Source organism: Plesiomonas sp., from assembly GCF_051652165.1.
In the GTDB taxonomy this organism is placed as follows: Bacteria; Pseudomonadota; Gammaproteobacteria; order Enterobacterales; family CAMTGL01; genus Plesiomonas.
In genome coordinates, this window is sequence record NZ_JBOFTR010000004.1 from 400,821 (window position 1) to 418,494 (window position 17,674).

Sequence of the window (17,674 nt, forward strand, 5' to 3'; positions counted from 1 at the left end):
TATCCGGCTATATTTGACCGTGTAATCGTGCAGGAAATGTTGCCAGAAATACGGTCAAAACGGCTGGAAAATATTAAGATAATGGCATGACATGTGTGCTATTGAGCATATAATCAAGAGCTTCCATTGAGGGCACATGTACACCGTGATCAGCCACTGTCCAACTGGCCAGTGCAGTAGCAAAACGTAACCCTTCGGCCATATCCCAGCCTTTAATGGCCGACCATGCTAACCCTGCCACTAAGGTATCACCTGCACCTACTTCAGAAACCACATTAATTTCAGGGGGAATGCTACGGAACCCATTATGTTGTTGTACCGCAATTGCCCCTTGTGAACTGGCTGAAACGACAACAGTTTCAACTCCAAGCTCAAGTAAACGGTATGCATAAGGCAGAGCCTGTTCGAGCGTGGTGATCTCCTCTCCACACCAGTGCGATAACTCGTGCAAATTGGGTTTAATTAAGTGTGGCCCCGCTTTAATGCCTTCGGCCAGCGCAGTAGAGCTAGAGTCAAAATAGACAGTCGCCCCTTTTGCCCGTAACGCGCGGATTAACTCAGCATAAAACCAAGGCTCAACACCGCGCGGCAAACTGCCACTGAGAATAAACAGTGTCTCTGGCGTGGCTTGATGGCGCAGCTGATCAAATAAGCGTTGTTGCAGGGCTGTATCAACGTGAAATCCGGGGAAATTAATTTCAGTCATGCGGGCATGTGCCTCTGCAAGTTTAATATTCACCCGTGTGCGGCCATTAACACGTAAGAATTGATCTTTGAGGCCTTTTTGCTCAAATAGATTTTCAAAACCCATTTGATTGTTATCACCCATAAAACCGCTTACGGTAACATCAGCCCCTAAATCAGCTAAAATGCTGGCAACGTTAATCCCTTTACCCGCGCAATGGCGGCTAAAATCATTGACCAGATTGAGTTCACCCGGATGTAGTTCATCAATGTTACCGGTTAAATCAATCGCTGGATTCAAGGTTACTGCAATCACACGCTGCATCAGCGATGACTCCTAAAAATAAAAATCAGTAACAACGACGAGAAGACTGCTGTGGATCATCAACAATCAATCACTCAGCTCAATATAATGCCGTTAATCGTTTATATGTGATGATTGTACAAGCTGAAGCGAATCAGCACTAGCTGATTATTCTCAAGATGCAGCGTATTTCAACACAGAAGATAACTAAAATAATAAAGTGAGCGGATCATAGCAGATTTGTTATGTATTATTGGAATAATTTTCATGAGAAAAGTGTACTTTTAGATGTATTAAAACAGGTATTCACATACCAAAGTGATTATCATTTCTAGATTAAGAAAACAGAGTAGGTAAGATAGATATGGCAAATAAAGCCGCAGCAGTACATATTTTAGTAAAAACTGAAAAAGAGTGTATTGTACTTAAACAGAAATTGGCTGCTGGTGCTGATTTTGGCAAGCTGGCGCGCCAGTTTTCAACGTGCCCTTCAGGAAAACAGGGTGGTGATTTAGGGGAGTTTAGTAAAGGGCAAATGGTGCGAGCGTTTGATCAGGTGGTTTTCTCTGCGCCCTTGCTTGAAGTAATGGGGCCGGTAAAAACCCAATTTGGGTTTCATCTGATAAAAGTATTATATCGAAATTAATATATTGACGTTTGTATACTCCTTTTTATGTATAGATCTTTATTTATATTCATGAGTATTCCAATAGGCCTTTGTCAAATGGATATTCATGCAATTAATAATGATAAACATGGAAAATAATAAACAAATATCACTGCAATTAGTCAGTATCAAGCAAAAGACCAAAAGACCAAAAGACATAGAGGGCATAGTCAATCAACTATGCCCTCTATGTGAGTATTATATTGCTAGGTTATCAGTATAGTAATCTCATTATCAGACATTATTTTGCGTTATTATCATCAAAATCGCTGTCATCAAACTCTTCTCCAGAAATATCCTCAAAATACCAATAACCGGTATTGACTAGCTCAGTGAGTAGCGTCATTACGGCAGTATTATTGAGAAGCTCACCGAGCTCTTCAGCACTGAATGCTTCAAGGTCGCACAAGAGCAAACGAAGCTCTTCACTGCCGTTAGGGAGCAGTAACTCTTCACCATTAATAAAACAACGCTCACCCAGATAAAATGCACGTAGGCCGCCCAAGCGTTGCAGCGTTAGACCACTGTGCAACATTTCATACAGATCTTCGGGCGTAAATTCCGGTTCAGCTTCAACTAAATCAAGCTCGTGGCGAGACTGGCTAATAAAGCTACCAAACCAGTTGTTGAAGTGGGTTTTATCACTGAGTAAATCGAGCATCATACGGTGGATTTTATCCGTTTCGGCAACGGTAATTTCACCCGGCGTGCTGGTTAGCGCCAGATCAGGATCATCATAACGGTGGTTACCCAGATCGTGTGCCAATACATGGTCTGCAAAGCTGCTGATTAGATCGCGCTGATCGGGGGCTCGGTATCCAACTGAAAAACTCATGGAGGTTTCAATCGATTCACCATCGTGTGGGAAACCTGGTGGAATGTATAAAATATCGCCTGGGTTTAGTTCTTCATCAATAATGGGTTTAAACTGTTCAACATGCAGTAGACTTGGGTGTGGGCAGTGCTCTTGCAATGGCAATTTATCGCCAACACGCCAGCGGCGCAAGCCTGAACCTTGAATGATAAACACGCCATACTGATCAATATGCGGGCCAACGCCACCGTGCGGGGTAGAGAAGGAGACCATTAAGTCATCAAGACGCCAGTTTGGTAGCACCCGAAACGGAGTGATCAGTTTTGCAGCCAGCGGATGCCAATGGTTAACCGACTGTACCAACAGTGACCAGTGCGTTTCCCCAAGGTGATCATAGCTCTCGAATGGGCCATGCTGGGCATTCCATTGCTGGTTTTTGAAGCTGACAATGCGGCTGTCTGCTTCTGGCTCGGTGGCAATACCGGCCAGCTCATCGGCAGACATCGGGTCAATAAAATCAGTAAATGCCCCACGAAGAATGACAGGTTTTTTCTGCCAATATGTCGCCATAAAAGTGGGCCAATTAATATTTAGTTGGTATGGCATAGTGTCAGGTATCCTCAAAATAGCGGTTGGCGCATTATACGTGTTCTTTTCGCCTCTATCTTGCTTATCTTAGGATCTCTGTGTGCTTTATACGGAGCAAATATTGCAGTCACTCTTCTTGATCGCCAAACATAACAGTCACTTGCGCGCCACCAAGTGCGCCAGAGTGGAAGTGCATCTCACCTTTGTAGCGATCAATAATACTCAGTGCAATGGTTAAACCAAGCCCTTGGCCTGGTTTTAATGTGTCGGCCCGCTGTCCACGTTGTACCACAATGTGCTGTTTATTGGCTGGAATACCAGGGCCATCATCATCAACAATCAGTATCAGTTGGTTATTTTGCATGTTGGCACGGATAGAGACAAATTCCAGACTGTACTTACATGCGTTATCAATGATATTTCCCATTACCTCCATAAAGTCATCTTTATCGCCAATAAAGATAAGCTCTGGTGAAATATCAAGTGATAAGCTAACTCCTTTGCTCGCATAAACTTTATTAAATGCACCACATAAGGCATCGAGCATACCGGCCACCGAGGTTAATTTACGGTTAAGTGGCCCATCGTGCGGGCGATCGGCACGGCGCAGGTAATAGCCGATTTGTTGTGAGATCCGGTCAATCTGCTCTTGTAGCACCGGTTCGGCTTCGTCAAAATGATTTTTTTCGGGGGATAACCGCACAGAGCGCAGGGTAGTTTGTAGTACGGCCAGTGGGGTTTTCAAGCTGTGGGTCAGATCGCCCAGTGTTGCGCGGTAACGCTCTTGCATCTGTTTTTGTGCGGTAATCAGCCGGTTTAAATTGATGATCAGGCGGCGCAACTCCTGAGGCGGTTTTGGGCTGAAGTCGAGTTGTTGGCGCTGGTTATTCTCTAGCTCTTCAACTTGTTGGGCAAGATTGGCAATGGGCAATAAACTCCAGTTGGCTGCCAGCCATAAAAGCGGGATGATTAGCAGAACATGCGCCAGTAATACCCACTCAAACAGCAACCAGACATAATCAGCATTTTGTAACTCTTGCGGCACAACATCTAAAGTAACAATGGTCATTGATGGCAGTTCATTACTGGCCGGATAGGTGTTCACGGCCACCGAGTAGGTGACTGCATCATCAAGATACTCATTCAGACCCGCTTTTAAACGCTCGTTGTTCATCAGCGGGTAGGTGGCTATTGGGTGCGGGCTATCTATCTCATAGAAACCGGGTTTTTTTAGCCACTCAGGGGCTATCGCTTTTTCAAATTCCGGTACATTTTCCAGCCGCCAGAGCAATTTTCCGTCAGCATCATAAATCCATGCCAATAGCATTTTATTGCGCAACAGGCTGTCGGGGACGTGTACGCTGAGCTTATCCTCTTTCCAGTGTGCGAAATTAACGAATAAATTTCCCTCACTGCTCATGATCCGGTAGGTCGATTTCTCAAACACATAGATATAACCGCCAATCGCTACAACGCCGTACAGCAGTGATAACACGCCAATTAATACGGCGGTTGCCAGCAGAAAACGCAGCCGTAATGACTGAAATTTCAGGTTGCCGATAGCCTGTTTAATACGGTTAATGCCTTGTGTTACCCGAGAAAATATCACCATTATTGGCAACTTAGCTCAAAGCGATATCCCTGACCCCGTACGGTCGTGATCACATCGTTATGCCCCTCACTCTCTTCAAGGGCTAGTTTGCGGCGCAGGCGGCCCATCAGCACATCAATGGTGTGGGTTTCACGCAGTTCGGCATCAGCATATAGCTGGAACATCAAATGATCTTTACTGATCACCTGCTGGTGGTTGCGCATCAGGTATTCGAGGATTTTATACTCAAATGCGGTTAGTTTTACCGGTTGCTGGTGAATAGTGAGTTCGCGGCGTGACAGGTTTAGCTGATACGGGCCGGCGGTCATGTAGGTAGACGCAATGCCGTTACTGCGGCGAAGCAGTGCCTGTAAACGGGCAACCACTTCCTCGAGCTGAAATGGCTTGGTGACATAATCATCAGCACCTGATTCCAGCCCCTGAACTTTCTCTTGCCAGCTTTCGCGTGCGGTGAGTATCAGAATCGGCAATTTTTTTCCAGCGGCTCGCCAACGGCGGATCAGCGATAAACCGTCTTCATCGGGCAGGCCGAGATCGACCAGCGCGATATCCAGTTCATGCTCTTGCTGAAAATAGTCCGCTTCTACGGCATCTTTTGCCGCATCAACCTGATTCCCTTGCTCTTCAAGCTGCACTTTCAGGTGATGGCGGAGCAGGGCATTATCTTCAACAATCAGAATGCGCATTAAAACCTCGGACAGTGACTGATTTATTCGCCATATAAAAGAGGTGGGTAATTTTACCTCACTGTGTTAACCAGTATTAACATGCTATATGTTATCGCACAACATAATGTGTTTGTTTAAACCTATGCTAAACAAAAGTGCAAACAAAAAAGCCGACAACAGAGTTATCGGCTTGAATATGCAGTGTATTTTATTTAATGCATGGGAAGTTTTGTAAGGCAACTGGGTATAACTACATCGTGAAATTGTTAAATCATTGCATTTACAAAATGATATCGTGTTATTTTAATGCATCAACCATATGCACAGCATGGCCAATATAGTTGGCCGGTGTCATGGCTTTTAGACGAGTTTTTTCATGCTCAGGCAGGGCTAAACCATCAATAAATTGCTGCATACCTTCTGCATCTACGCGTTTACCACGGGTCAGTTCTTTGAGTTTTTCATACGGCTTTTCGATACCGTAACGGCGCATCACGGTTTGAATTGGTTCTGCCAATACTTCCCAATTGTGATCAAGCTCGTTCGCAAGGTTGCCCTCATTCACCTCAAGCTTGCTGATGCCTTTAAGGGTGGATTGATAGGCGATCAGTGAATAGCCTACGCCAACACCCAAATTACGCAGTACGGTAGAGTCGGTTAAGTCACGCTGCCAGCGTGAAACCGGCAATTTAGCCGCCAGATGATCAAACAGTGCATTGGCTAACCCGATATTGCCCTCTGAGTTTTCAAAGTCAATCGGGTTCACCTTATGCGGCATAGTAGAAGAGCCGATCTCTCCGGCAATGGTTTTTTGCTTAAAGTGATTGAGCGCAATGTAGCCCCACATATCGCGGTCAAAATCGAGCAAAATAGTGTTGAAACGGGCAACCACATCAAACAGTTCGGCAATGTAGTCGTGCGGCTCAATTTGTGTGGTGTACGGGTTCCAATTTAGGCCAAGTGAAGTAACAAAACGTTCACTAAAATGGTGCCAGTCAACATCAGGGTAGGCCGCCAGATGTGCGTTGTAGTTACCTACCGCGCCATTAATTTTACCTAGGATCTCAACGTGTTGCAGCTGACGGAATTGGCGCTCTAGGCGGTAAGCCACGTTAGCCATCTCTTTACCGACCGTTGACGGTGTTGCTGGCTGACCGTGGGTACGTGAAAGCAGTGGCATGTCGCGGTAGGTGTGTGCCAGACCTTTGATCTGGTCGATCAGCGTACGCCATACTGGATTTAGCACGTCTGTACGTGCCGTACTCAGCATAAGCCCGTGTGACAGATTGTTGATATCTTCAGAGGTGCAGGCAAAGTGAATAAATTCACTGACCGCATTCAACTCGGGCTGGGCGGCTACTTTTTCTTTCAGGAAGTACTCAACCGCTTTGACATCGTGGTTGGTGGTGCGCTCAATGGTTTTAATCCGTGCAGCATCGGCTTCAGAAAAATCGCTCACAATCTGATCAAGGAAAGCGTTTGCGTCGGCGCTGAGTGCCGGTACTTCAGCAATGCCTTCACAGGCGGCAAGTTTTTGTAACCAGCGAACTTCTACCATTACCCGAAATTTCAGCAAACCAAATTCACTGAAAATGCCACGCAAGGCGGTGACTTTATCGCCGTAGCGGCCATCAATCGGGGATACAGCTGTCAGAGCGGACAGTTCCATGGGGATAAAACTCCTGAGTTCAGATAGTAAACGTTGATACAGAAAATAGAAAAAAGCGGGCCATTTACAGCTCGGCAAGCATACGCTTGGCCTGTTCAGCCAGTTTTCCGCGCGAAAAGACCAGTTGCAATCGGCTTCCACCCACTTGTCGCCACAATACGGCAGCCCGAATTCCGGCCAACAAACAGGCTCGAATTCGGCTTTGGACAAGGCTATTTTGCAGATGGGTTGGGTTGCCAGTAACTTGAATACGTGGCCCAAGCGGGCTGATGACATCAACATAAATCTCGGCAATCGCACTAACTATCTGCTCATCGAGCAGATCAAAGTGGGCAAGCTGACGATCAAGCCGTGTGATACGATCAGACAAGATAGAAATACTGTCTTTACGGGCTGAGAGCTTTTTCTCAAGGATAATCAACCCGATTAAATAGCGAGTCAGTTGCGTATCTTGCTGCCCCTTCATGCCAGATAACTGGTTAATCAGCGTCTCTAATCCAAGGCGCAGATTTAGCGGCTCATTATCAAAAACGGCCAGCGTTGATGTAGGAGATGTTTGTAAAATGCTATGTAGCGAAGCGCGAAGCGCCTCGCTGTGGTTGTTTCCATCGCGTGCAATCTCTTGCACTAATCTCACTGCCTGACACATGCCGGAAAGTGCAATGACAACATCCGTGGTATTTTTTGCCACTGAAATCACTCCTTGATTTGCGCCTCAATAATACCGCCGCCCAAGCACACTTCACCGGCATAAAATACGGCAGATTGGCCGGGGGTCACGGCAATTTGTGGCTCATCAAAACGCACTTCGATTTTATCATCACCAAGCGGGGTGATAGTGCACGGAATATCCTGCTGGCGATAACGGGTTTTCACCGTACAACGGAAAGGTGCGGTAACAGTGTGGCGATCAACCCAGTGTAACTGCTGCGCAATCAAACCGTTTGATTTTAGGCGCGGGTGATCATGGCCCTGTGCAACAATCAGCTGATTATTTTCCACATCTTTTTCAACCACATACCACGCCTCTTCCGAACCCTCTTTGGTTCCGCCAATCAGCAACCCTTTACGCTGGCCGAGCGTGTGATACATCAGACCCTGATGCTCGCCCATGACAATACCGTCAACACTGACGATTTTGCCCGGTTGTGCTGGCAGGTAACGGCCTAAAAATTCTGTGAATTTACGTTCACCGATAAAGCAGATCCCCGTAGAGTCTTTTTTCTTGGCGGTGATCAACCCAATCTCTTCGGCAATGCGGCGAACTTCTGGTTTTTCGAGTTCACCGACAGGGAACAGGCTTTGTGCAACTTGTTCAGATCCCAGCGTATACAGGAAATAGCTCTGATCTTTATTTTGATCAAGCCCGCGCAACAGTTGTACCTGACCATTTTCATCACGATTAGAGCGGCGTACATAGTGGCCGGTAGCGATATAATCCGCGCCTAAATCTTCGGCGGCGAACTCTAAAAAGGCCTTAAACTTAATCTCTTTATTGCACAGAATATCAGGGTTTGGCGTGCGGCCCGCTTTGTACTCTTCAAGGAAGTGTTCAAAAACGTTATCCCAGTATTCAGCGGCAAAGTTCACCGTGTGTAACTTCATGCCCAGCTTATCGCATACGGCTTGAGCATCGGCCAGATCCTGTGCCGCAGAGCAATACTCCTCGGTGTCATCTTCTTCCCAGTTCTTCATGAACAGCCCCTCAACCTGATAGCCTTGTTGCTGCAGCAGGTAAGCGGAAACGGAAGAGTCAACCCCGCCGGACATCCCGACGATCACTTTGATATGGCTGTTATCAGACATTTGTGTATTACACCCGTTGTGGCCATGCAGATGGCCCGATAAAAAGTTGATGGAATTTTTCTCTCAGAATTCAGGCAGCAGATTTTAACATAGAACAGAGGTGTCGCCCAGATCAGCAAAACCCTGTTTAGCCGTGCCCTTACGTTGCAGGGCAGAGCAAAGAGCATATCTTGTTTTGGGATATAAGCTGGCTTACTTTATCTTGGTTGAAGTAGGGCTGATATCACGCCATGTGCCATTTTCAAGCCCTTCAAGATCCCACTGACCCACTTGAAAGCGAATTAAACGCAATGTTGGAAACCCGATATGCGCGGTCATTCGGCGAACCTGACGATTACGCCCTTCAAAAAGTGTCAATTCAAGCCATGATGTGGGAATGGCTTTGCGTTCACGAATCGGCGGGTTACGCGGCCATAGCCAGTGCGGTTCATCACGCAACTGCACATGAGCAGGTAGCGTTGGGCCATCATTTAAAGTGATACCTTCACGTAAGCGTTGTAAATCAGCCTCTGTTGGCACGCCCTCAACCTGAACCCAGTAAATTTTACCCGTCTGTTTATTGGGCTGTGTCAGTGTGGCCTGTAGTTTACCGTCATTGGTTAGCACCATTAGGCCTTCACTGTCGCGATCGAGGCGACCGGCCGCATAAACACCTTGTACGGGGATAAAATCTTTTAATGTGGTTCGACCAGATTCATCAGTAAACTGCGGTAGAACATCAAACGGCTTGTTGAACAAAATGATACGCTGCGGTTCGGATAACGGAGACGTGGGTTTACGTAACGGGCTGCGTTTAAACGGTTTGGCTGATTTTTTTTTCGTTGGGCGTGTAATCATTTTACTCTGTTCAATAAATTCTGTGAGCGAAACAGTATAGCGGATTCTGCAAGAGATTGGCGGAACGATAATGTTCGAGTATTATTGACGCGCCTCTTACAAAACCATAACAAATGGACGCTCGAAGGAGATGTCAGGAGATGTCAATGGAAAGCAAAGTAGTTGTACCGACCGAAGGCCAGAAAATCACACTGGATGCACATGGCAAACTGGTTGTTCCACATAATCCGGTCATCCCTTATATCGAAGGTGATGGTATCGGCATTGATGTTACTCCCGCGATGAAGCTGGTGGTTGATACCGCAATTGAGAAAGCGTACAGCGGTCAGCGTAAAATCGAGTGGATGGAAGTGTATACCGGTGAGAAATCGACCCAGATTTACGGGGAAGATATCTGGCTGCCGAAAGAGACATTAGATCTTATCCGTGAATACCGAGTGGCGATTAAAGGCCCACTGACTACTCCGGTTGGCGGTGGTATTCGTTCTTTGAACGTGGCTCTGCGTCAAGAACTTGATCTGTACATTTGCTTGCGCCCAGTGCGTTATTACAACGGAACACCGAGCCCGTTGAAAAATCCTGAACTGACTGACATGGTTATTTTCCGTGAAAACGCGGAAGATATTTATGCTGGTGTTGAGTGGAAAGCAGGCACCGCCGATGCAGATAAAGTGATCGCCTTTTTACGTGATGAAATGGGCGTGAAGAAAATTCGCTTTACTGAGAATTGCGGTATCGGCATTAAGCCAACCTCGGAAGAGGGGTCTAAGCGTTTGATCCGTGCAGCAATTGAATACACGATTTTTAATGATCGCGATTCACTGACGCTGGTTCACAAAGGCAACATCATGAAGTTCACCGAAGGGGCTTTTAAAGACTGGGGATATGAGCTGGCTCGTGAAGAGTTTGGCGCTGAACTGCTTGATGGCGGTCCGTGGATGAAACTGAAAAATCCACAAACTGGCCGTGACATTATCATTAAAGACTGCATTGCTGATGCATTCTTGCAACAGATTTTGCTGCGTCCGTCTGAGTATGATGTTATCGCCACCATGAACTTAAACGGTGATTATATCTCTGATGCTTTGGCCGCTCAGGTCGGGGGCATTGGTATTGCACCGGGTGCTAACATTGGTACTGAGTGTGCAGTGTTTGAAGCGACTCACGGTACAGCACCTAAGTATGCCGGACAAGATAAAGTGAACCCAGGCTCACTGATTTTGTCTGCCGAGATGATGCTGCGCCATATGGGTTGGTTCGAAGCGGCCGATCTTGTCGTGAAAGGCATGGAAGGCGCTATCGCCGCGAAAACGGTCACTTATGATTTTGAGCGTCTGATGGATGATGCTAAGTTATTGAAGTGCAGTGAATTTGCCAAGGCGATGTGCGAACACATGTAATTGTGTTGAATCACTTTTACGCTTAAACGGGGGAGCTTTGGCTTCCCTTTTTTTGTTAGAACAGCTGTATTCTAAAATTAGACTAAATTTTCTCTTTCTCTTTCTCTTTCTCTTTCTCTCTTCAAAGTATAGTTTTGCTAATTTTCATCAGTAAATAGTGAAGCTATTATATTTTTAAGTTATGAAGGGTTCTCTGTTAGACTTTATCCCTAACGTCTATTTGTACAAGCAAAGTGAATAATAACAGAGAGTAACTTGATGAACGAGCAACCTAACAATCCGCTACACGGTTTAAGCCTAGAGAAAATTCTAACCCGACTACTTGAGCACTATGGTTGGGATGATTTATATGACTATATTAATATTAACTGCTTTATAAATGATCCTTCGATTAAATCATCGTTAAAATTTCTACGTAAAACACAATGGGCTCGTGATAAGGTTGAGGCATTATATATCCGTACGTTTTCTGAAATTAGATGATAGCTGGTAATAATGACTGTTTGAGTGGAGTCATGAAATGCAACATTATTTGCAGAAAATGATGGCCAGATTTCTTGGCGTAGTATTGCTTTCCACTTGTCCATGGGGATGGGCGGCAGATAGCTCACAATATGTTGAGTTTCGTCAGGGTCAATCGGTTACAGAGCTAAGAGGAAAGATCACTGGAGGAGATATTAGTGATTATAAACTGATTGCCAAAAAAGGCCAACAGATGCAGATTTACCTAAAAAGTAAACGGTTAACAACGTACTATAATGTTATTGGCCCTGATGGTGGAGATGTATTATTTAACAGTTCAATCTCTGATGATAATTATAATGACACTCTTCTTAAGTCAGGTCAGTATATTATTCGCGTTTATCAGATGGGTGGTGTAAAAGCTAACAACAAAACTACATCATTCACGTTGAAAGTGCGGATTTACTGAGGGTAATGTGGTAGACTCTTTTTAGAATAAATAGCATAAAACACCGAGATATGCTTATTGGATGCAGTTCGGTATAATTTGTTCATGTCAATTCAATGGCCATTTACCTTGAAATAGTACTCCTCAAGGTAAATGGAATCAATTAATCAGTGAAGCACATTACCTCTAAATGTTTCATCATTGTTTTCTATGTTCTACTTCATCTTATAGATGATTTTGAAATAAAGTCGGTAAGCGCAATATTTAACAGTGGGCTGTTCTTTCCTTTAATGGCTTTGTTTTGTATTGAAACAGACTGCTCATTTTTATTTAAATGAAAAAGGGTAGTGTTTGAAATTATTTTTTCATAGTCATTCATGTTTAACGAAAAATGTGAAATCTCATATCCATTATAAAAAAAAACAGCTCTTGCTTTGGTTATATCTTCAGCTTTACTTTCATAGTCATCACCACTTTTTGGTAGTTCCTCTAGCGCACTTTCAAATTGAAATTTAAAAGTGAATCGCTGTATTTGCTTACTATCAGTAAGTTCAATCGTTTTCATGCAGCACGCAAATATGCGTAATCCCTCATTGTTAATTATGTCTAGTTGATTACTTTTATTATTACATAAAGATGTTGATTGTGATTGGAGTTGTTTTATTTCATCAAAAAAATCTGACATAGCATAACTTATTGCTTGTTTTTTTGTTTCCATAAAGAATAGCATTCTAAAAAAATCAACAATTTCATCTAGCGTAGAAAGCTCTATTTCTGGAATTATCCCTTTAGTTATACTATCTGCATCTTTAAATCTTAATAGAGAAGGATTTTGTGGTGTATTTCCAAAAGAAATAATAGATCCCATAATATTATTAGTCATTAATATATTTCCTTATTCTAAATTTCAAGTGCCATTGAAAATAAACAGAGTCTCTAGGCCTTAAAAACTACCACATTAACAAGATAAACAGCATAAGTGTAATTCCTGATAACGATTAGAAATGGTGTTTATTTTTTATGCTGAATGTGATTTTGCACAGTTTAGACTTTTATGAATAATAAGGTGAGGCGAGCTATTTATGGGAGAGGGAAGGAGATGGTTTTATGAAAAACAGTGTTTAAATATAAATAAAAGCGGCATTATAATAATGCCGCTTGATTTAAAACGCTATAATATGAGAGTTTTAAAGATTACTTATGTTTATTCATTATTGCATCAGGTGAGATACCTAACGCGGTAGCAATACCCATACCATAGGCTGGATCAGCACGGAAGCAGTTACAAATATGGCGCAGTTTAATGTGTTCTTCTACACCAAACATAGCGCGTGCAGTATTTTCAAACAGACGAATCTGCTCATCTTGTGACATCAAACGGAATAAGTCACCCGCTTGTGCAAAATGATCATTACCAATATTACGATCATAGTGTGCAGCATCACCGTTAATTGCAAGTGGTGGCTCGGCAAAATCAGGTTGCTCTTCCCATTTTTTGTAGCTATTCGGCTGATAACCCAGAGTTCGGCCATTATTACCATCAACACGCATTGCACCGTCACGGTGGAATGAGTGAACAGGGCAACGTGGAGCGTTAACTGGAATCTGGCTATGATTAACACCTAAACGATAACGATGTGCATCACCGTAAGAGAATAGACGGCCTTGCAACATTTTATCTGGTGAAAAACCAATACCCGGTACAATAGTTGTTGGTGCAAAAGCGGCTTGTTCTACTTCAGCAAAATAGTTATCTGGGTTACGGTTTAATTCCATAACACCCACTTCAATTAATGGATAATCTTTATGCGACCATACTTTAGTTAAATCAAAAGGATTAACTTTGTATGTTTCAGCATCTTTCTCTTCCATAATTTGAACAGCTAATGTCCAACGAGGGAAATCACCACGATCAATACTCTCAAGTAAATCACGTTGATGGCTTTCACGATCATTGGCAATGATTGCCGCTGCTTCTTCATCAGTAAGGTTTTTAATACCTTGATGAGTAGTAAAATGGAATTTGACCCAAAAACGTTGATTAGCTTTATTAATAAAGCTATAGGTATGACTACCAAACCCATGCATATGGCGATATGAGAATGGTATACCACGATCACTCATGGTAATGGTTACTTGGTGCAAAGTTTCAGGTAAATGAGTCCAGAAATCCCAGTTATTATTGGCTGAACGCATATTAGTATAAGGGTCACGTTTTACAGCGTGATTTAAATCTGGGAATTTAATTGGATCATTTAAAAAGAATACTGGGGTATTATTCCCTACAAGATCCCAATTACCTTGTTCAGTATAAAATTTAACTGCAAAACCACGAATGTCGCGTTCAGCGTCAGCGGCACCTCGCTCACCAGCAACAGTTGAAAAACGGGCAAAAATCTCAGTTTTTTTACCTACTTCAGAAAACAGTGCTGCTTTTGTATATTTAGTGATGTCATGCGTAACAGTGAAATGACCAAATGCACCAGAGCCTTTAGCATGCATACGACGCTCTGGAATTACTTCGCGATCAAAATGAGCCAGTTTCTCAAGAAACCATGCATCTTGTAACAACATAGGGCCACGAGGGCCTGCGGTGAGAACATCTTGGTTATTCGGTACAGGAGCACCGAAAGCGGTAGTAAGTTTTTTATCAGACATCTTGTATTCCTTGTCTTTATGCTACTGTGTTATCTAAGTATAGATGCGTTACCTATGAACTAAATAGCTTGGTTATTCTATTACTCTAATAGGTATAATTTATGGTAATTCGCAGAAAATAGATTCCTTGTATTGTGTGTTAATTGTATCAAATTTGACATTAAATGTGTCTATTTGTTTTATATTGAGTTTGTGTGATCTCACCATCGTAAATAATATGCATACCCAATGTTTTTATTTTGTTTATTTATTGGGTGTGTTTTGATTTTAATTTTTTATAAGCGCAATAAAAAAAATAGGCCACATAAAAGTGGCCTATTTTTATCCTATTGAAATACGATTTTTTATTTAGCAGAAGTAGAGAAAGGGTATGAAAAAGATGAATGATAATGTTTCTCTTTGAGAACTCTACGGCGCTGTAACTGTATAATAAAGATAAAAAGAATAAATGCAGGGATCCACATTATCTCTTTAGGGATACGCGTTGTTGGGGTACGAATTTGTAAGAGCGTTTGATCAAATTCAATACCGGCAGTGGCGGCAGGGCTACCAAATGTTACGGTATCAATGCGTGTGATATTATCTTCCTGATAAGTACTGATCCCTAATTTTTCCAGCCGCTCTTCACCTGATGCGCCATCAGGTACGGTAAGTAATACAGTAAACTGGCGAGGTTTTCCTACCGCATCTTCCCCCTGAAGTTCTAAGCGTAGCGTACTGTTTTCATCGACTAAACCTAGAGTTTGGCTTAACTCTGCAGGTGGTGTGGTTTGATAAGGGTCAGAGACTCTATCCAGCCAAAAATCGGGTCTGAATAGGGTAAATGCCACCAGCAAAAGCAATATGGTTTCATACCAGCGGCTTTTAGTCAGGAAGTAGCCCTGTGTGGCTGCGGCAAAAATGAGCATAGCAAGGGTGGCAACAATAAATATCAGTACGCCGTGTGCAAAATCAACGTTGATCAGCAACAGGTCGGTATTGAAAATAAACAAAAAGGGCAGTGCGGCAGTGCGTAAACTGTAATAAAACGCAGTAATACCGGTTTTTATCGGGTCACCTTTTGATACGGCAGCCGCAGCAAATGAGGCCAATCCAACCGGAGGAGTAACATCAGCCATAATTCCAAAATAAAACACAAACAGATGAACGGCAATTAACGGAACAATCAGCCCATTTTGTTGCCCCAGCGCCACGACAACCGGCGCAAGCAGGCTCGATACCACAATATAATTTGCCGTGGTCGGCAGCCCCATACCTAAAATTAGGCTGAGTACGGCAGTGAGCAGCAGCATTAACAGCAGATTGCCCATAGAGAGCAGTTCGACCAAATCGGCCAATACCAGACCAACACCGGTTTGCGATACCGCGCCGACAATAATACCGGCGGTAGCGGTTGCAATACCGATACCAATCATATTGCGGGCACCGGCAATTAAGCCTTCGCGCAGATCAATTACACCATCAATAAAACGGCCATAACAGTGGCGGTTATCACGGCGTAACATATTTAGCAGTGGGCGCTGTGTAAGCAAAATGATCATCAGTATTACACTGCCCCAAAAGGCAGATAAGCCCGGAGACAAACGCTCAATCATTAAACACCACACTAGAACCACAACTGGCAGTAAAAAGTGCAGGCCGGAAAGCAGTACTGCACGGGTTTTTGGCAGTTGGTTGAGTGGTTTATCGGGGTCTTCAACCGCCAAAGGTTCGTTACTGGCCGCAATTTTCAGTAATCCAATATAAGTTATGGCAATTAACACACCAATACCGGTGAGTGCATAATCTCCCAAAAGCGGTTTTAACCAGCTTAAACCGTAATATACCAACAGCGAAAGCCCGCTAATGAGCGCAGCACCAAATGCAAACCCTGTTAACCGATATAACCACGGGCGGGGTGCTGAGTGCTGTGCCAGTGGCTGCATGTTCAGCTTGAGTGCTTCCAAATGCACGATATACAGCAAGGCAATGTATGAAATTGCCGCAGGCAAAAAGGCGTGCTTAATAATATCAACATAGGGAATACCGACATATTCCACCATCAAAAACGCGGCAGCGCCCATGACCGGAGGCATAATTTGCCCATTAACCGATGAGGCCACTTCTACCGCTCCGGCTTTTTCTGCGCTAAAACCGACACGCTTCATCATCGGAATAGTAAATGTACCGGTAGTTACTACATTGGCTATCGATGATCCTGAAATCAGCCCTGTTAGCCCAGAGGCGACAACCGCAGCTTTGGCTGGGCCTCCGCGTAAATGTCCGAGCATACTAAATGCCAATTGAATGAAATAGTGCCCGGCACCGGCACGCTCTAACAAGGCCCCAAACAGCACAAACAAGAATACAAAACTGGTGGATACCCCCAGAGCGATACCAAATACACCTTCGGTTGTGATCCATTGGTGGTTGGCCAGAGCCGTTAAACTTACGCCGCGGTGGGCTAATAATCCCGGCATCCACGGCCCTGCAAGGCTGTAGGCTAAAAAGGTGAGTGCTATCGCCGGTAGTGCAATGCCCAATGCTCGACGCGCCGCTTCTAACAGTAGGGGGATGCCGATACAGGCCGTAATAAAGTCAGCAGTTGCCAGATTTCCGGGTCTGAGCGCCAGTTGTTTATACATTACAAACAGATAGGCGGCTGTCGCCGCGGCAACCAGCCCCAGCGCGATATCAATAGCCGGAACATACTTTCTAGGGGAGCGGCGAAATGCAGGAAACACCAGATAGGCAAGCAGCAGCGCAAAGGCTAAATGTATAGCACGTGTTTCAGTATCATTTAATACTGCAACACCAAAAATAAAGGGAAGTGGAGAGGCTATCCACAGTTGAAACAGAGACCATATCAGTGCTAATCCGGCAATTGTCCATGCCATAGCACCAGTTGGCAAACGTGCACCAACATCTTCTGCAATAAGTTCTTCAGTAGAGAGTGATTGTGGTTGCATAAGATAACTCAACGGATACAACTAAACAGACTGACTTAATAAACGAATGTTTATTAAGCGCGGCATACCTGCACGTAGTGGTGAGCTAATATTGTGTACAGGTAAAAGT

Annotated in this window: 15 protein-coding genes; 4 read left to right on the forward strand and 11 right to left on the reverse strand. The window is 44.1% G+C overall.

Annotated elements, in window-relative coordinates:
* Positions 1-73: 73 nt before the first annotated feature.
* Positions 74-1,009 (reverse strand): 1-phosphofructokinase, encoded by a 936-nt coding sequence (pfkB, locus tag ACRC53_RS04250; RefSeq protein WP_438642312.1) that lies wholly within the window; start codon positions 1,007-1,009, stop codon positions 74-76.
* A gap of 343 nt (positions 1,010-1,352) precedes the next feature.
* On the opposite strand from pfkB, the gene ppiC reads away from it, so the two are divergent.
* Positions 1,353-1,634, forward strand: coding sequence for a peptidylprolyl isomerase PpiC (ppiC, locus tag ACRC53_RS04255; RefSeq protein ID WP_438642313.1), 282 nt, complete (start codon positions 1,353-1,355; stop codon positions 1,632-1,634).
* 262 nt (positions 1,635-1,896) lie between these two features.
* Here the strand turns inward: ppiC and ACRC53_RS04260 are convergent, their stop codons facing one another.
* The 7 genes from ACRC53_RS04260 to rluE all read right to left on the reverse strand — a co-directional run bounded on the left by ACRC53_RS04260 (position 1,897) and on the right by rluE (position 9,649).
* Complete coding sequence (locus ACRC53_RS04260) at positions 1,897-3,075, reverse strand: ribosomal protein uL16 3-hydroxylase (RefSeq protein ID WP_438642314.1); 1,179 nt, start codon at positions 3,073-3,075, stop codon at positions 1,897-1,899.
* 109 nt (positions 3,076-3,184) lie between these two features.
* Positions 3,185-4,669, reverse strand: coding sequence for a two-component system sensor histidine kinase PhoQ (gene phoQ / locus ACRC53_RS04265; protein WP_438642315.1), 1,485 nt, complete (start codon positions 4,667-4,669; stop codon positions 3,185-3,187).
* Positions 4,669-5,355: a two-component system response regulator PhoP gene (gene phoP, locus ACRC53_RS04270; protein ID WP_438642316.1), complete on the reverse strand. Its 687-nt coding sequence runs from the start codon at positions 5,353-5,355 to the stop codon at positions 4,669-4,671. Before phoP ends, phoQ begins: the two co-directional genes overlap by 1 nt.
* Before the next feature lie 280 nt (positions 5,356-5,635).
* Entirely contained in the window at positions 5,636-7,006 is a 1,371-nt protein-coding gene (purB, locus tag ACRC53_RS04275; protein ID WP_438642317.1) for an adenylosuccinate lyase, read from the reverse strand.
* A gap of 64 nt (positions 7,007-7,070) precedes the next feature.
* The gene (gene hflD, locus ACRC53_RS04280) at positions 7,071-7,697 is read right to left on the reverse strand and encodes a high frequency lysogenization protein HflD (protein ID WP_438642318.1); all 627 of its coding nucleotides are present in this window, start codon (positions 7,695-7,697) and stop codon (positions 7,071-7,073) included.
* A 5-nt stretch (positions 7,698-7,702) separates the two neighbouring features.
* Entirely contained in the window at positions 7,703-8,812 is a 1,110-nt protein-coding gene (gene mnmA, locus ACRC53_RS04285; RefSeq protein ID WP_438642319.1) for a tRNA 2-thiouridine(34) synthase MnmA, read from the reverse strand.
* Between the two features lie 192 nt (positions 8,813-9,004).
* Positions 9,005-9,649 (reverse strand): 23S rRNA pseudouridine(2457) synthase RluE, encoded by a 645-nt coding sequence (rluE, locus tag ACRC53_RS04290; RefSeq protein WP_438635914.1) that lies wholly within the window; start codon positions 9,647-9,649, stop codon positions 9,005-9,007.
* 146 nt (positions 9,650-9,795) lie between these two features.
* Here rluE and icd point away from each other — a divergent pair, with 146 nt between their 5' ends.
* The 3 genes from icd (at position 9,796) to ACRC53_RS04305 (ending at position 11,980) form a co-directional block, all read left to right on the forward strand.
* Positions 9,796-11,049 carry an NADP-dependent isocitrate dehydrogenase gene (gene icd, locus ACRC53_RS04295; RefSeq protein WP_438623976.1) on the forward strand — a complete coding sequence of 418 codons (1,254 nt, stop codon included), beginning with the start codon at positions 9,796-9,798 and terminating at the stop codon, positions 11,047-11,049.
* 258 nt (positions 11,050-11,307) lie between these two features.
* Positions 11,308-11,532: a VF530 family DNA-binding protein gene (locus ACRC53_RS04300; RefSeq protein WP_438642320.1), complete on the forward strand. Its 225-nt coding sequence runs from the start codon at positions 11,308-11,310 to the stop codon at positions 11,530-11,532.
* A 37-nt stretch (positions 11,533-11,569) separates the two neighbouring features.
* Positions 11,570-11,980 (forward strand): DNA breaking-rejoining protein, encoded by a 411-nt coding sequence (locus ACRC53_RS04305; protein ID WP_438642321.1) that lies wholly within the window; start codon positions 11,570-11,572, stop codon positions 11,978-11,980.
* Positions 11,981-12,179: 199 nt separating this feature from the next.
* On the opposite strand, the gene ACRC53_RS04310 is transcribed toward ACRC53_RS04305, so the two are convergent.
* From ACRC53_RS04310 to ACRC53_RS04320, 3 genes are all read right to left on the reverse strand, one after another.
* Positions 12,180-12,842, reverse strand: coding sequence for a hypothetical protein (locus ACRC53_RS04310; RefSeq protein WP_438642322.1), 663 nt, complete (start codon positions 12,840-12,842; stop codon positions 12,180-12,182).
* Positions 12,843-13,153: 311 nt separating this feature from the next.
* Complete coding sequence (locus tag ACRC53_RS04315) at positions 13,154-14,617, reverse strand: catalase (protein WP_438642323.1); 1,464 nt, start codon at positions 14,615-14,617, stop codon at positions 13,154-13,156.
* A gap of 344 nt (positions 14,618-14,961) precedes the next feature.
* Positions 14,962-17,565, reverse strand: a complete 2,604-nt coding sequence (locus ACRC53_RS04320) for a TRAP transporter permease (protein ID WP_438642324.1) — start codon at positions 17,563-17,565, stop codon at positions 14,962-14,964.
* Between the last annotated feature and the right edge of the window lie 109 nt (positions 17,566-17,674).

Bases quoted from the DNA above. Each gene is read 5' to 3' on its own strand.
- pfkB (WP_438642312.1), bottom strand. From the start codon at position 1,009: ATGCAGCGTGTGATTGCAGTAACCTTGAATCCAGCGATTGATTTAACC.
- phoQ (WP_438642315.1), bottom strand. From the start codon at position 4,669: ATGGTGATATTTTCTCGGGTAACACAAGGCATTAACCGTATTAAACAG.
- ppiC (WP_438642313.1), top strand. From the start codon at position 1,353: ATGGCAAATAAAGCCGCAGCAGTACATATTTTAGTAAAAACTGAAAAA.
- ACRC53_RS04260 (WP_438642314.1), bottom strand. From the start codon at position 3,075: ATGCCATACCAACTAAATATTAATTGGCCCACTTTTATGGCGACATAT.
- phoP (WP_438642316.1), bottom strand. From the start codon at position 5,355: ATGCGCATTCTGATTGTTGAAGATAATGCCCTGCTCCGCCATCACCTG.
- ACRC53_RS04320 (WP_438642324.1), bottom strand. From the start codon at position 17,565: ATGCAACCACAATCACTCTCTACTGAAGAACTTATTGCAGAAGATGTT.
- ACRC53_RS04305 (WP_438642321.1), top strand. From the start codon at position 11,570: ATGCAACATTATTTGCAGAAAATGATGGCCAGATTTCTTGGCGTAGTA.
- icd (WP_438623976.1), top strand. From the start codon at position 9,796: ATGGAAAGCAAAGTAGTTGTACCGACCGAAGGCCAGAAAATCACACTG.
- ACRC53_RS04310 (WP_438642322.1), bottom strand. From the start codon at position 12,842: ATGACTAATAATATTATGGGATCTATTATTTCTTTTGGAAATACACCA.
- rluE (WP_438635914.1), bottom strand. From the start codon at position 9,649: ATGATTACACGCCCAACGAAAAAAAAATCAGCCAAACCGTTTAAACGC.
- purB (WP_438642317.1), bottom strand. From the start codon at position 7,006: ATGGAACTGTCCGCTCTGACAGCTGTATCCCCGATTGATGGCCGCTAC.
- ACRC53_RS04300 (WP_438642320.1), top strand. From the start codon at position 11,308: ATGAACGAGCAACCTAACAATCCGCTACACGGTTTAAGCCTAGAGAAA.
- mnmA (WP_438642319.1), bottom strand. From the start codon at position 8,812: ATGTCTGATAACAGCCATATCAAAGTGATCGTCGGGATGTCCGGCGGG.
- ACRC53_RS04315 (WP_438642323.1), bottom strand. From the start codon at position 14,617: ATGTCTGATAAAAAACTTACTACCGCTTTCGGTGCTCCTGTACCGAAT.